Raw genomic sequence first — 12,993 nt, 5'->3', positions numbered from 1 at the left:
AAAAATAATTATGACTAAAGAATGGGTTACAATCATTTATTCGTCATTAATGACGAAACATGACATAGGACTATGGAACCATTTATTAAAGAATTTAAAATTCCCGTTTCGGACACGCTAATAAAACTCCGAGGTTACAGTGTCTGTACGTAAGGAAGCCAAATCTGTTAAAATGGAATCCGGCTGGTACCCAATAGGGGAGGAGGTCTTACCCTAGGATATGAAGATCATCATTACCCAGAGTGAAGCGGTCGAAAAAGGAATCTGGACCAAGGTTATGAGCATGTTCGGAATTTCGGCCGATGACGAGGTTTGGGAAACGGAGCAGTTCATATTGACGGAGCAGCAAGCAAGGGAGCTCGGACTAATCCGTTAAAGCCATCATTTAGGATTTTTCGTTAGGAGGCTATTAATTGATGAAAGTGGAAATTTGGTCGGATTATGCCTGTCCTTTTTGCTATATCGGAAAAAGACGGTTTGAGAAAGCGTTGGAGCAGCTTCCGTTTAAAGAGGAGATTGAAGTGGTGTTCCGCAGCTTTGAACTGGATCCTTCCTCCCCGAAGGAAGTCAAATCCAGTATGCATGAAATTTTGGCGGCTAAATACGGGATGTCGATCGAGGAGGCCAAGGCCGCTAATGAACGCGTCTCGGAGCAGGCCGCGGGTGAAGGGCTCGTTTACAGGTTCGATACAATGATTCCGACCAATACGTTTGACGCGCACCGGATTACCCGCTATGCGGAGAAACAGGGAAAAGCGGCGGAGATGACCGAGCGGCTGTTTAAAGCTTATTTTACCGATTCCTTGCATATCGGCGATCCGGATACGCTCATTTTTCTTGCACAGGGCGTCGGTTTGGACGGTGAAGAGATCCGCAGTATGCTTGCCTCGGACGCCTTCGGCGAGGAAGTGCGGCAGGACGAGCAATTCGCAGCGGAACTGGGGATTCGCAGTGTACCTTTCTTTGTGCTGGATCGGAAATACGCGATTTCCGGGGCCCAACCGCTCGAGGTTTTCCAAAACGGGCTCCAGCAGGCCTGGGATCAACAAAAGTAATATTTTTTGACAGAATGGCAACAATAACAAACTAAAAAACGCTGGTCCATTACGGATCAGCGTTAATTTCCAGTTGATAAAGGTCTTGAAAAATCACATTATATATGTTAAAATGACGGATAGTCAAATCAAAGGGCTAACCATTTCAACATTGATTTTATAATAGCATAATAGCACTAATTTGTCAAATAGAGTAATGCCGTCGTTAGAGAAAAATCAGGATATTGTTTTCCATTTATTAGGGTGGGGGTCTAAGCCATGACAGAAGATTTGACAAAGCGCGATGAACTTGATTTTACGGACGACCTGACGTTGCCTCCTGGCGTCAAGATCGATGATCCGGTCCGGATGTATTTGAAAGAGATCGGGCGTGTGCCGCTCCTGTCCGCCGATGAGGAAATCGAGCTGGCGCAACGAATCGAGAAAGGTGATGAAGAAGCCAAGCGGAGATTGGCCGAAGCCAACCTGCGGCTCGTTGTCAGCATCGCCCGCCGGTATGTCGGACGCGGGATGGTTTTCCTTGATTTGATCCAGGAAGGCAATATGGGTCTGATCAAAGCGGTTGAGAAATTCGACTACTCCAAGGGCTTCAAGTTCAGTACTTATGCTACTTGGTGGATTCGCCAAGCGATTACAAGAGCGATCGCCGATCAGGCCAGAACGATCCGGATTCCCGTGCATATGGTGGAGACGATCAACAAGCTGATCCGGGTATCCCGGCAACTGCTGCAGGAAATCGGCCGTGAGCCGACGCCTGAAGAGATTGCCAAAGAAATGGATCTTACCCCGGAAAAAGTGCGTGAAATTATGAAAATCGCGCAAGAACCGGTTTCCTTGGAGACGCCGATCGGCGAGGAAAACGATTCGAATCTGGGCGATTTTATTGAGGATCATGATGCGCCGGCTCCGGCCGAAGCGGCCGCTTACGAGCTGCTCAAGGAACAGCTTGAAGAAGTGCTCGATACGCTGACCGAACGCGAGGAGAATGTACTTCGCCTGCGCTTCGGGATGGATGACGGGCGAACCCGGACCTTGGAGGAAGTGGGCAAGGAGTTCGGAGTCACCCGCGAACGGATTCGGCAAATTGAAGCCAAGGCCTTGCGGAAGCTCAGACATCCGAGCCGCAGTAAACGGCTGAAGGATTTTATGGAATAAAACGAGGCATGTTTTAAAATAGAGAGAGAACCTTCCCGTCAGGCCGGTCGCCTGTTACGCGGGGAAGGTTCTCTTTTTATTTTCGCCCTAAGCGCGCGATCGGCATTTGCGGGGACGGAGCATTTTCACCGTCTTTGCGGACAACGGATGCACGCAGTGGAATTTTCTTTTGCTCCCGCGACCGGGCGACGCGAGAGAGCATTTGCCGGCACGGGCGACCCGGGTGCCGAACACTTTCATGAACCACTCGACCGGGTAAGCGATGGACAGGTGCCCTCCGTCGGAACCGGCAAAGTTGACGGCCGCCGCCAAGTTTCCGCGGCGGGTCAGCCAGACGGAGCCGGAATCGCCGGAGAGCGAAACGGGGCGTTTGCCGCGGATAACGCTCTGATTCTTGAAGGTGATCGTCCCGAGATTGCCGTAATCGCCGTAATCGACTTGAATATCGGTATGAAGCGATTCTACCTTCCCCGTCACGATTCCCGATGTCCGGCCTACCTTTTTGAACCGGTCCCCGATTTTATAGGTGCGGACGAAGCCGGGTACTTTACCGTATACAGCGTAAGCGGGGAAGAGCAGGTTGCGGCGAAGCGGCTTTGAAATGGCCGCGTCCAGAAAGTTGGGGCGGTTCTTCCGCAGCTTGACAAAACGGTTTACAAAGCCGACCGTATCCCGCTTGACCGTTCCGCCGTCGGCTCCGCCCGGCTGCAGTGTCACGGAGGGCCTTGCGGAATTGTTATTGACGAGCACGTGGTTGTTGCTCAGAATGTACCGGCTGTTCGGCCGCTTTTTGTCGCTGATGATTAATCCAGCGGTGCCTGAGACATCGGGCGTGCCGACGCTGTATCCGGCGATGACCGGACGGATCCGCCTTTGGAAACGGGTGGTTTCCAGCCCGTTCTTGCGAAATTTGCAGGAACGGATCACCCGGACGGGCACTTTTGATTTTAATGCTGTGGGAATAGGGACGGTTTGGGGTCTTACCTTGCGGCGCACTTTTGAGGATGCGGTGGAGACGGCTTTATCGGCATATACAATGACGGCCGCGCCTTTATACGGTTTGGCCGGATCTTTATAGCCTACTCCCACGCCGTGAATACCCCGCTGCTTCAGCATGCGGGCAGCGTAACGCTGCTTGAGCAAATACGCTTTGCGAAAACTCGCCAAGTGGCATCACCTTTTCCATGGATTTGCTTTATTCTATGCTGAGCGGGAAAAGGTTGCAAAAGCCGAGCCGGATGAAATCTCTCCGGACATGGCAAGACCCGGCCCTTGCCGGGCCGGATCTTTGGCGATTACATAACGATAGTGATTGTGGGAGCGGAAATCGTCGGCTGCGTCGTAATGTCGGAGGTTACCCCCGCAAAGCTGGAAACTTCCAATTGAACCGGAACTCCCGGGATAAGATCGACCGTGGCCAATACCAAGCTGGCGGTTGACAACGTCGATAACGAAGCTTGTTGGAGAACACCATTAATATAGACGTTGAAATAGTCGCTGGCGCCCAAAGCCGGAAGCGCGGCAATCGTGGCATCGGCGTCGTCCACAAAGCTTCCCGCCGGGATCGTGGTTGTCGTAGCCCCGATCATGCCGCCATCGATGGTGGCGAAATAACGGGTAGTCGCCGGAGTGATCGCGGTAGTGATTGTCCCGCCGGTGGCGACGGGCGCAGAAGCGGTGGCGGAAATAAACGGTTTGATAACAGGCATTAATATCACCTCCTAAGGCTAAGGTATCGAGGCGATTCTCGATTCTATAACATATAATGATTGTTTTATTTCATATGAAACGGCGGTCCTTCCCTCTAAAAACGGATTTGCGGAAAATGGGGAGTTCGTCTATTACATAGCCGGATGACCGACATATGATATTGCAGGCAATCTAAGCGCATGGAGGTGAAGATGTGCCCAGACGGAAAACCAGAAGTGCTGCAAAGAAGAAATCCAAGCGGCTCTCCTGCCGCTATCCCCGCCGCAGATACCGTACCCGGCGAATCCGCCGGGCCGGGGGCAAGCGGCGGATCATCACGGCCCCTCGCGGTCCGAAGGGCGAGGGGGGACAGCCCGGGCTTCCGGGAATCCCGGGCATTCCGGGTCTACCCGGCGTGCCCGGAAGCCGGGGGCCACAAGGCCCGCAGGGATTAGACGGCCTGCCGGGGGCGGACGGATGGCAAGGCCCGGCAGGCCATCAGGGAGCGAACGGAGAGCGTGGCGAACAAGGTCCGCCCGGAACGCAGGGCCTGCAAGGGCCGCAAGGAACTCAAGGAGCGCAAGGCCTGCAGGGGCTCCAAGGATTTCCAGGGCTCAAGGGGCCCATGGGGGAGCAAGGGTTGCATGGTCCGGCTGGAGAGGCTGGCCGGGAGGGAGCGCCGGGCTCCGCCGGGCCGCAAGGAGCGGAGGGTCCGCAAGGCCTCCGAGGGATGCAAGGCGTGCCGGGCCCGATGGGACCGGCTGGGCCGGAGGGCCCGCAAGGAGAGCAAGGAGAGCAAGGAGAGCAAGGTGTGCCGGGCCTCATGGGGCCGGCGGGACCTGCAGGGGCACAAGGACCCCAAGGGGAGCAGGGCGTGCAGGGTCCAATGGGACCGGAGGGGCCTGCAGGGGCACAAGGACCCCAAGGGGAGCAGGGCGTGCAGGGTCCAATGGGACCCGAAGGGCCTCCCGGACCGCCGGGGCCCGTCGATTTTATGATTGTGCCGACCGCTTATCGCTATTTTTATATAACGGATGAAGATCTACAGTCAGTCGTTGTCCTCGAAGCGAGCCAGTTTACGGATGACGAGGGCAACCCGGTAATGGCTTATGAAGGGTTATCCCCAAGCGGCTATTCAAATTTGTATTTGAACGGCATGATGCAGGAGGGCAGTCTGTATAAGATCAGCCCGACCGCTTTGACGATGGATCTCGGCTCGGATATCATATACGCAGGGACTCCCATCATTATCGAAAATGTAGAAATGAGTGTAGTGGCGTCATAGAAACTAGATTACGGCCGGAGAAGCCGGGATTAAGCTCCCGGTTTTACCGGCCTTGAAAGACACGGAGGAAACTACCGCATGAAGCTTCAAGGAATCAACCATTTTTGCTTTTCCGTATCGGATTTGGACAGGTCGATCGCTTTCTACGAGCATGTCTTTGGCGCCAAATTACTGGTCAAGGGCAGGGCATTGGCTTATTTTGATCTGGACGGTCTTTGGCTCGCTTTGAACACGGAGAATATCGACCGCAGTCAGCAAGCCCGTACATATACCCATATCGCCTTTTCGGTCGAAGAAGAAGCGTGGGATCACTGGGTCGAGCGGCTTAAAGAAGCCGGCGCGGAGATTCTGCCGGGACGGACGCGGGATGAACGGGATCGGAAGTCCGTTTATTTCCTGGACCCCGACGGCCATATGTTCGAATTTCACACCGGAACCCTGCAAGACCGCATGCAATACTATAAGGCGGACAAGCCGCATATGCAATTTTTCGATTGAATTAGCGGTTGGGAGTTTCGCGAAAATAAGATACAATTATTTTAAATCTAAAATAAATTTGTAGAAAAGCAGGTTTACCGCATTCATGAAAAAGTTCAAAAAGTTTTATATCGAAACCACCAGCATTTGCAATCTGGCATGCAGCTTCTGCCCGCCGACTCAGCGACAGGCCAAGTTTATTCAAATCGACGATTTTCGTAAAATTCTCGACGATATCAAGCCTCATACCGATTACATCTATTTTCACGTCAAAGGGGAGCCCCTGCTCCATCCCAAAATCGATCAGCTTCTGGACATCAGCCATGAGAAAGGGTTTAAGGTCAATATTACGACGAACGGCACCTTGATCAGCAAAAATGCGCATAAGCTGCTCGGCAAGCCGGCGCTTCGGCAGATGAATTTTTCCTTGCACAGTTTTGACGGTCACGAGGGTTCCACGGACAGGGAGGGGTATATCGGCAATATTTTGTCTTTTGTCAGGGAAGCGACGGCGGTCTCCGAAATGATCGTGTCGTTCCGCCTCTGGAATCTGACGAAGGACAATGAGACGAACCAGGAACGGAGCCGCAACCGGGCGACGCTGGCGATGATCGAGCGGGAATTCGGACTGGATTACCGGATTGAAGAAAAAGTCGTGCCGGGCAGCGGAGTCAAACTGGCTGAACGGATCTACCTGAATCAGGATCACGAGTTCGATTGGCCGGATTTAAAAGCGCCGGAGGACGATGGCCATGGGTTTTGCCATGCGCTGCGCAATCAGGCCGGAATCCTCGTCGACGGCACGGTCATTCCGTGCTGCCTGGACGGTGAAGGGGTGATCAATCTGGGCAACGTGTACGAGACGCCGTTCTCGGAGATCGTCGAGGGCGAGCGGGCCAACCGGCTGTACGACGGATTTTCCCGGCGGGTGGCGGTCGAGGAGCTGTGCCGCAAATGCGGGTATCGCCAGCGGTTCGGCGGCGGAGCGTGAAGTAGGGTAGGCGTTTGCATACGAAAGCGGAATCGCAGTGGACATCAGAGCCGTTATTAGGAGAAATCCTGTGTTTTACAAGACATATCGGACACCGGTGCCGCTATTTAGCACGAATCCCCATTTTACGCCGAAAACCGGCCAAATAAGGGCGTTTATGTCCGTTAGTTCACATATACCGCGATCTATTACGAAATAACGGCCTATATGTCCGCTAAAATTCCATTTTCATAATCAAAAACAACCTGCGTCCGATCACGTCAGACGCAGGTTGTTTGTTTTTTTGGTATCCAAAGTTACTTTCTTAAAAGCGACAGGTCGAATTCCGGCACCAGGCCCTCGCGGGCGGCCCGGTCCAGCAGCGCCGTGATCGCGGCATACCCGTCGTCGCCGAGGTCGGCGGTGTAATCGTTGACGTACAGGTCAATATGCGCCTTCGTCACGTCCGGGGACATTTCCTGGGCATGCTCGAGGACGTATTCCGCCGATGCTTCCGGATGGGCCCAGGCGTATTCCACGGAGGCGCGAATCCAGCGGGAAATAGCCTCCAGGTCAAGGGAACGGCGGGCGATAATCGCGCCGAGCGGGATGGGAAGCCCGGTGTCCGCTTCCCACCAATTGCCGAGATCGGCGAGCATGTGCAGCCCGTAGGACTGGTAAGTGAAGCGGGCTTCATGGATGACCAGCCCGGCGTCAATGGAGCCGGCGCGTACGGCCGGCATGATTTCGTCGAACGGCATGACGACGATTTCTCCGACGCCGCCGGGCACATTCTGTGCCGCCCAAAGGCGGAACAGCAGATAGGCGGTGGAGCGTTCGCTCGGCACCGCGACCCGCTTGCCGGCGAGCGATTCGGCCCCGCCCGCGCCGTCCGCCGTCAGGACGAGCGGACCGCAGCCGCGGCCGAGCGCGCCGCCGCAAGGCAGCAGGGCGTACCGGTCAAGCACCCAGGGAAGGGCGGCGTAAGAGATTTTCAGGATATCGGGACCGTTCTCTCCGGCCGCCAGGCCGTTCGTAATGTCGATATCCGCGTAAGTGACCTCAAAGTCCGGAGCACCGGGAATCAACCCGTGCACCAGGGCATGGAATACAAAAGTGTCATTGGGACAAGGCGAAAAAGCGATATTCATGATTGCAGCACCTCCGGTAGTAATGAGCAGGCGGTCGTGAGCGCCTGCAAAGCTTCGCCGATCTTCCATTTCTCGCGTTCGCGGGGGCCGACGATATTGGAAATCGCCCGGATTTCCAAAACGGGGAGCCCCAGCCGGTGGGCCGCCGCGGCCACGCCGTAGCCTTCCATCGCCTCGGCGGCCGCGCCGGGCACGCGCGCGGCCAGCCGCGCGGCGGTAGCGGCGGTGCCGGTGGCGGTGGCCAGCGTCAGCACCGGCCCGCAGCAGGCCGGGAGCCCGGCGGCTTGAAGCGCCGCCGTCCAGCGCCCGGCAAGGCGGGCGGCGGCCGGTATGCGCGCGGAGCCGAAGCCGAGCTCGTCCACGCCGGAGAAGCCGTTCGGCGTATCCGGCGTCTCGGCGCCGAGGTCGGCGGCGATGAGCTCGCTCGCGACGACGAGCGAGCCGACCGGCGCGACCGGTGCGAAGCCGCCGCCGATGCCGGCGCTGATCACGAGGCCGTACGCGCCGCCGGCCGCCGCGAGCTCCGCCGCCGTGGACGCCGCCGCGAGCACAGGCCCGACGCCGGCCAGCCGCACGTCGACGGCCAGCGGTTCCCGCGGCCGGCCGCCCGAAGCGCCGCCGGCTTGTACGCGGCCCAGCTCAAGCCCGCGCAGCACGGTGTCCCGCTCGGCCTCGACCGCGGTCATGATCAGCACCCGCTTGTCCGATCCGAGCGTATTGTGTTTGTCGATTCTATCTGTCGTCATCTTGCCAACTCCTTAGCGGTTCCTTATCAAATTATAAAGTTCTCCGGGCGGATTTCCAACCCTTGGGGTAGAAAGAAGCCGCCGCCCAAACGAAAAGACACCTTCAAAGGTGTCTTTTCTCGAATATAAGCGTATTGCCGCTCCGATCTCATCGGAATCAAGCGCGTCCGTACTGCTTCGGCCGATCGATCTCGGCGCCGAGCTCCTTGGCGGCATTCAGCGCCCAATATGGGTTCCGCAGCAGCTCCCGCCCGAGAAATACCAGGTCGGCGCGTCCGTTGCCGAGAATTTCTTCCGCTTGGGCCGCGTTCGTGATCAGTCCTACGGCGCCGGTCGCGATCCCGGCTTGGCGGCGGATGCTTTCGGACAGCCCCACCTGATAGCCCGGGAATATATCGATTTTGGCAGGGACCACGGCGCCGGAGCTGGCGTCGATCAGATCGACGCCCTGCACTTTCATCTTGCGGGCGTAATCAATGTATTGTTCCAGCGAATTGCCGTTCTCGTTATATTCATTGGCGGAGACGCGGACGAAGATCGGACCGTCCCATACCGTCTTGACCGCGTCGATGATTTCCCCTAACAGACGATACCGGTTCTCAGCTCTGCCTCCGTATGAATCCTGCCGTTTATTGGCTAAAGGAGACAGGAATTGGTTAATCAGATAACCGTGCGCTCCGTGGAGTTCGATTATATCGAATCCGGCCGCCTTGGCCCGGCGGGCTCCTTCCTTGAACGCATTCACCACGCCGTTAATATAAGCCTCATCCGCTTCATTCGGCGTTTTCATCTCCGGGAACGGAATCGCCGAAGGGGCGAAAATATCTTCATTCAACTCGGCTTTCCGGCCGGCATGGGCCAACTGAATGGCCGCTTTGGCGCCGTTTTGGTGGATAAGGTCGGTAACCTCCTTCAAGCCGTCGATATGTTCATCGCTCCAAATGCCAAGATCGCGATAGGAGATCCGGCCTTCCGGCAGCACGGCTGTCGCTTCAACGACGATCAGCCCGACGCCGCCGACGGCGCGGGTGGCATAGTGAACCCGGTGCCAATCCGCTACTTTGCCGTCCTCATTAGGCGAGGAATACATGCACATCGGGGACATGACGATCCGGTTTTTCAAAGTGACGTTCTTTATGGTAAACGGCGAAAAAAGTTTGTTCATGTTCGTTTCTCTCCTTCTCTCACTATATTTTCATATTTTCTAACCCTAACCTCTATGTTAGATCAAACCATTTTCTGGCACAAGCCGGACCGGTGCAATCCACATAAACTTTTCACACTTTTTGAAATTGATTCCGCGATCTTGACCCCTGAAACCCGATCGTGTAGAATAAAAGGCACTTTGTTCCCTAGGGTTCCGCGGCGGAGTATCGCCGGTCCTGGTCCGAGAGGGGACGCGCGGATCATTGATTCCGTGTGCACGGAGGGATAAAAGCCCGGGAGGATATCGGCGTCGGATATCTTCCCGGGCATTTTGCTTTGCGGTCGTATTTCGTACGCGCCGCCGTGCGAAACTAGAGATAATTTTTCGGCTTAGAAACAAGGAGGAGAGAAACATGAACCGCAACTGGAATTACATCTGGATCGCCGGACTTTTGGAAATCGGCTGGGTTAGCGGGCTTAAGCATGCGCATAACGCCTGGACATGGGGCTTAACCGTAATTTCCCTTGTACTCAGTACTTATTTGCTCATTCGCTCGACAAAAAACCTGCCGGTCGGGACGGCTTATGCGGTGTTTACCGGAATCGGCACCGCCGGAACGGTGGCGGCGGAGATGCTGCTGTTCGGCGAACCGTTCCGCATCGTCAAATTGTTATTGATCCTGCTGCTGCTTGTAGGGGTCATCGGCTTGAAGATCGTCACCGCGGAGCCGGAAGCGAAGGAGGGGCATTAATATGGCATGGGTACTACTTGTGTTGGCCGGTTTGGGGGAAGTAATCGGGGTGGCCGGAATCAACCGGTTGAACCAGTCGAGGGATTTTGCCTCGTTTGCGATGCTGATCGGCGGGTTCGTCCTAAGCTTGGGGCTGTTGTCGGTCGCGATGAAATCCATATCCATGGGGACCGCTTACGCGGTTTGGACCGGCATGGGCACCGTAGGAAGCACGCTGGTCGGCATGTTTATATACGGGGAGTCCAAGGATAAGCGTCGGCTCTTGTTTATAGCTATTATCCTGGCCGCTTCCGTAGGGCTGAAATTAACGGCATAAAGGGAAAAGGGGAAGAAATGCAAAAGCCGCTCTTCCGGGTTTCGTACAGCATGAACCCGGAAGAGCGGCTTTATATTGACTCACGCCCGTTTGGTTGCCTGGGCGAAGCGGTCTTTGATTTGCTTGTTGTTGCGTTTCATCGCGCTGCGCTGCTCGCGCAGGATCTGTGCGGAATTTTTCGCCAAAGGGGCAAACAACAGCGCCTCCTTGGGCTGGTTCCCGACGGCTTTGGTCACGCGTCCGTTTTTGGATACGAATACTCCGGTACTCATGGCTGCATTCCTCCCAAGCACAATTTGAGCAATTCGATGATGAGCGGATTTTTACTCATTATAGCATGGTTGACGGCTTCTTTGTAGTGGATGAATTTCTTATAATTCCATTCCGGGTCGGCCGGATAATGCAGCGTCAGCACGTAGCGGCCCGACCTGATGCAGTGATAGAACATGCTCTTGACCTCTTTATAGAATACCTGCTCCGCGGGATCGCCGATATTGACCGTCAGCACGGCGTAGGAGCTTTTATCGTCCATGGCGAACCGGGAAACCGCGGCGGCGGCGCCCGCTTTGCCGACAAAATGGAGTGCTTGCTCCCGAAGTTCGTACAGCGTGGCGGCGCAGCAGTCGCCGTATTGTCCGACACATTCGTTCATATACTGCCCGTATTGCTGTTCGATCATGCCGCCGGTAAGCTGGTCCATAATCAGTTCCATAAACCGGTCGGGTTCGCGCATTCCGGCGATGCGCAAGCCGGGCATCAAATCGTTCAACAGCTCGAAAGCTTCGTCAAACTGCTCCAGCCGGCAGGCGTTCTGTTCAATGGAGTCCTCCAACGGCAGCAGCAGCGAACCCCTGCGCAACAGATCACTGAAATAAGCCTTCCAATCGATCGTGACCCCCAAGGACAGATCGTCGATGTATACTTTTCGAATGAGGATATCGTAAAGGAAATACCAGACATAAGGATCGATGTCCTGCGGGATCCGGTCGTCCCGCTTCAATGCTTCCATCATATGCGCAGGCGTGGGGAAACTCTCTTGTTTGGAGATATGGCTGTCGATATATTGCTCAAGAACAGGCTTGACTTGCCCAAAAAAAACGGCCTTGACCTCCGCGTCCGCGAATACGAGGATGGTCTTTCCCTGATCATGTGCTTTGATGAATTCCATATGGGTAATCGTTCGCTCCGCTTTCGCATCATATGTACCGGCTTTGCTGCCGATAAACAGCAGGTAGATATCGCACTCTTCGACGGCTTCCAGACAGCGGACTACGGGGTCGGCGTGCGCCGGCCAGGGGCCCAGATTCTCTTCCCACATGACGGGTTCGTGACCCAGGGAAGCCAGCTCCCGGAAAACGCCCCGGCGGAGAGGCTTCAGTCCGTCTTCATTGACGGAGCTGATAAATATTTTCGTTCTCGCCACAAAGCGGTCCTCCCATGGACATTTTCTTCCATTATAACCCAGAATCAACGGCAGGGAAGCTGTAAAAAATAATTCCGGAGGCAGGCTTGTCAATGTCATTTCATTAATGTAACATACTATTTGCAGTTGATGAATAAAAGTTAGCATCTAATTTTTATACATAGCTGCATTTATGCAACATTTACAGATACTTCATTCCGGATAAGGAGAGGTTACAACATGAACCAATTTTTAGATGCGGTTAAAACAAGACGCAGTATTTACGGAATCAACAAGGAAACGAAGATTTCCGTCGACAGAATCGAAAAAATCGTGAAAGAAGCGGTGCTTCATACCCCGTCTTCCTTCAACTCGCAAAGCGCAAGAGTCGTCGTACTGTTCGACGAACAGCATGACAAGCTGTGGGATCTCACAAAAGAAACGTTGCGCAAAGTCGTTCCGGCCGGCAATTTCGCTCCGACCGAAGAGAAAATGGCTTCTTTCCGCAGTGGACGCGGAACCGTTCTGTTCTTTGAGGATCAAGACGTGATTAAAGGGTTGCAAGAACAATTCGCCCTTTATGCCGACAACTTCCCGGTGTGGTCCGAACAAGCCTCCGGAATGCTGCAATTTGTCATTTGGACCGCGCTTGCGGCAGAAGGCGTTGGCGCCTCCCTTCAGCACTATAACCCGCTGATCGACGAGCAGGTAGCCAAGGAATGGAATGTACCGGCAAGCTGGAAGCTGATCGCTCAGCTGCCGTTCGGCGGGATTGCCGCCGAGCCCGGCGAGAAGCAATTTGCCCCGCTGGAAAGCCGCCTGAAAGTTTTTAAATAATACGAAAGCTTG

The 12,993-nt window shown here is 55.0% G+C and carries 16 protein-coding genes and 1 riboswitch; of the genes, 9 read left to right on the top strand and 7 right to left on the bottom strand.

Translation table 11 applies throughout. From position 1 onward, the window contains the following. Window positions 1-220 precede the first annotated feature (220 nt). The 3 genes from V3851_RS09125 to rpoD all read left to right on the top strand — a co-directional run bounded on the left by V3851_RS09125 (window position 221) and on the right by rpoD (window position 2,210). Window positions 221-376 (top strand): hypothetical protein, encoded by a 156-nt coding sequence (locus V3851_RS09125; RefSeq protein ID WP_331846214.1) that lies wholly within the window; start codon window positions 221-223, stop codon window positions 374-376. Between the two features lie 40 nt (window positions 377-416). Then, on the top strand, window positions 417-1,055 hold the full coding sequence (locus tag V3851_RS09120; protein WP_331846213.1) for a DsbA family oxidoreductase: 639 nt from the start codon (window positions 417-419) through the stop codon (window positions 1,053-1,055). A gap of 258 nt (window positions 1,056-1,313) precedes the next feature. After that, complete coding sequence (gene rpoD / locus V3851_RS09115; protein ID WP_331846212.1) at window positions 1,314-2,210, top strand: RNA polymerase sigma factor RpoD; 897 nt, start codon at window positions 1,314-1,316, stop codon at window positions 2,208-2,210. 87 nt (window positions 2,211-2,297) lie between these two features. On the opposite strand, the gene V3851_RS09110 is transcribed toward rpoD, so the two are convergent. Together V3851_RS09110 and V3851_RS09105 are read right to left on the bottom strand one after the other, a co-directional pair. After that, window positions 2,298-3,377 (bottom strand): hypothetical protein, encoded by a 1,080-nt coding sequence (locus V3851_RS09110; protein WP_331846211.1) that lies wholly within the window; start codon window positions 3,375-3,377, stop codon window positions 2,298-2,300. A 128-nt stretch (window positions 3,378-3,505) separates the two neighbouring features. Next, complete coding sequence (locus V3851_RS09105) at window positions 3,506-3,919, bottom strand: DUF4183 domain-containing protein (protein WP_331846210.1); 414 nt, start codon at window positions 3,917-3,919, stop codon at window positions 3,506-3,508. Between the two features lie 194 nt (window positions 3,920-4,113). Here V3851_RS09105 and V3851_RS09100 point away from each other — a divergent pair, with 194 nt between their 5' ends. From V3851_RS09100 to V3851_RS09090, 3 genes are all read left to right on the top strand, one after another. Next, a complete protein-coding gene (locus V3851_RS09100; protein ID WP_331846209.1) occupies window positions 4,114-5,184 on the top strand; it encodes a DUF4183 domain-containing protein in 1,071 nt (356 codons plus the stop codon). Window positions 5,185-5,262: 78 nt separating this feature from the next. Beyond that, window positions 5,263-5,682: a metallothiol transferase FosB gene (gene fosB, locus V3851_RS09095; RefSeq protein ID WP_331846208.1), complete on the top strand. Its 420-nt coding sequence runs from the start codon at window positions 5,263-5,265 to the stop codon at window positions 5,680-5,682. Between the two features lie 85 nt (window positions 5,683-5,767). Then, window positions 5,768-6,652 (top strand): radical SAM/SPASM domain-containing protein, encoded by an 885-nt coding sequence (locus V3851_RS09090; RefSeq protein WP_331846207.1) that lies wholly within the window; start codon window positions 5,768-5,770, stop codon window positions 6,650-6,652. Between the two features lie 296 nt (window positions 6,653-6,948). Here V3851_RS09090 and V3851_RS09085 read toward each other — a convergent pair whose 3' ends face one another. The 3 genes from V3851_RS09085 to namA form a co-directional block, all read right to left on the bottom strand. Further along, window positions 6,949-7,782 carry a 1,4-dihydroxy-6-naphthoate synthase gene (locus V3851_RS09085; protein WP_331846206.1) on the bottom strand — a complete coding sequence of 278 codons (834 nt, stop codon included), beginning with the start codon at window positions 7,780-7,782 and terminating at the stop codon, window positions 6,949-6,951. Next, a complete protein-coding gene (locus V3851_RS09080; protein ID WP_331846205.1) occupies window positions 7,779-8,528 on the bottom strand; it encodes a futalosine hydrolase in 750 nt (249 codons plus the stop codon). The genes V3851_RS09085 and V3851_RS09080 overlap by 4 nt, the downstream gene beginning before the upstream one ends. Before the next feature lie 157 nt (window positions 8,529-8,685). Then, on the bottom strand, window positions 8,686-9,693 hold the full coding sequence (namA, locus tag V3851_RS09075) for an NADPH dehydrogenase NamA (RefSeq protein ID WP_331846204.1): 1,008 nt from the start codon (window positions 9,691-9,693) through the stop codon (window positions 8,686-8,688). Between the two features lie 176 nt (window positions 9,694-9,869). After that, window positions 9,870-9,976: riboswitch (guanidine-I (ykkC/yxkD leader) on the top strand. A gap of 111 nt (window positions 9,977-10,087) precedes the next feature. Between namA and V3851_RS09070 the strand changes: the two genes are divergently transcribed. Both V3851_RS09070 and V3851_RS09065 read left to right on the top strand, forming a co-directional pair. Continuing rightward, a complete protein-coding gene (locus V3851_RS09070) occupies window positions 10,088-10,426 on the top strand; it encodes a DMT family transporter (protein ID WP_331846203.1) in 339 nt (112 codons plus the stop codon). 1 nt (window position 10,427) lies between these two features. After that, a complete protein-coding gene (locus tag V3851_RS09065) occupies window positions 10,428-10,742 on the top strand; it encodes a DMT family transporter (protein ID WP_331846202.1) in 315 nt (104 codons plus the stop codon). An 80-nt stretch (window positions 10,743-10,822) separates the two neighbouring features. On the opposite strand, the gene V3851_RS09060 is transcribed toward V3851_RS09065, so the two are convergent. Continuing rightward, a complete protein-coding gene (locus V3851_RS09060) occupies window positions 10,823-11,014 on the bottom strand; it encodes a hypothetical protein (protein ID WP_331846201.1) in 192 nt (63 codons plus the stop codon). After that, on the bottom strand, window positions 11,011-12,165 hold the full coding sequence (locus V3851_RS09055) for a DUF4062 domain-containing protein (RefSeq protein ID WP_331846200.1): 1,155 nt from the start codon (window positions 12,163-12,165) through the stop codon (window positions 11,011-11,013). Before V3851_RS09055 ends, V3851_RS09060 begins: the two co-directional genes overlap by 4 nt. 219 nt (window positions 12,166-12,384) lie before the next feature. Between V3851_RS09055 and V3851_RS09050 the strand changes: the two genes are divergently transcribed. Beyond that, on the top strand, window positions 12,385-12,981 hold the full coding sequence (locus V3851_RS09050) for a nitroreductase family protein (RefSeq protein ID WP_331846199.1): 597 nt from the start codon (window positions 12,385-12,387) through the stop codon (window positions 12,979-12,981). The last annotated feature ends 12 nt before the right edge of the window (window positions 12,982-12,993 follow it).

The sequence above is a fragment of the Paenibacillus haidiansis genome (genome assembly GCF_036553665.1).
GTDB lineage: Bacteria > Bacillota > Bacilli > Paenibacillales > Paenibacillaceae > Fontibacillus > Fontibacillus haidiansis.
Note: the sequence above shows the minus strand (reverse complement) of the source record. Positions and strands in the feature narration are given on the sequence as shown.

Bases quoted from the DNA above. Each gene is read 5' to 3' on its own strand.
- V3851_RS09120 (WP_331846213.1), top strand. From the start codon at position 417: ATGAAAGTGGAAATTTGGTCGGATTATGCCTGTCCTTTTTGCTATATC.
- V3851_RS09065 (WP_331846202.1), top strand. From the start codon at position 10,428: ATGGCATGGGTACTACTTGTGTTGGCCGGTTTGGGGGAAGTAATCGGG.
- V3851_RS09080 (WP_331846205.1), bottom strand. From the start codon at position 8,528: ATGACGACAGATAGAATCGACAAACACAATACGCTCGGATCGGACAAG.
- V3851_RS09050 (WP_331846199.1), top strand. From the start codon at position 12,385: ATGAACCAATTTTTAGATGCGGTTAAAACAAGACGCAGTATTTACGGA.
- fosB (WP_331846208.1), top strand. From the start codon at position 5,263: ATGAAGCTTCAAGGAATCAACCATTTTTGCTTTTCCGTATCGGATTTG.
- rpoD (WP_331846212.1), top strand. From the start codon at position 1,314: ATGACAGAAGATTTGACAAAGCGCGATGAACTTGATTTTACGGACGAC.
- V3851_RS09060 (WP_331846201.1), bottom strand. From the start codon at position 11,014: ATGAGTACCGGAGTATTCGTATCCAAAAACGGACGCGTGACCAAAGCC.
- namA (WP_331846204.1), bottom strand. From the start codon at position 9,693: ATGAACAAACTTTTTTCGCCGTTTACCATAAAGAACGTCACTTTGAAA.
- V3851_RS09125 (WP_331846214.1), top strand. From the start codon at position 221: ATGAAGATCATCATTACCCAGAGTGAAGCGGTCGAAAAAGGAATCTGG.
- V3851_RS09070 (WP_331846203.1), top strand. From the start codon at position 10,088: ATGAACCGCAACTGGAATTACATCTGGATCGCCGGACTTTTGGAAATC.
- V3851_RS09085 (WP_331846206.1), bottom strand. From the start codon at position 7,782: ATGAATATCGCTTTTTCGCCTTGTCCCAATGACACTTTTGTATTCCAT.
- V3851_RS09105 (WP_331846210.1), bottom strand. From the start codon at position 3,919: ATGCCTGTTATCAAACCGTTTATTTCCGCCACCGCTTCTGCGCCCGTC.
- V3851_RS09090 (WP_331846207.1), top strand. From the start codon at position 5,768: ATGAAAAAGTTCAAAAAGTTTTATATCGAAACCACCAGCATTTGCAAT.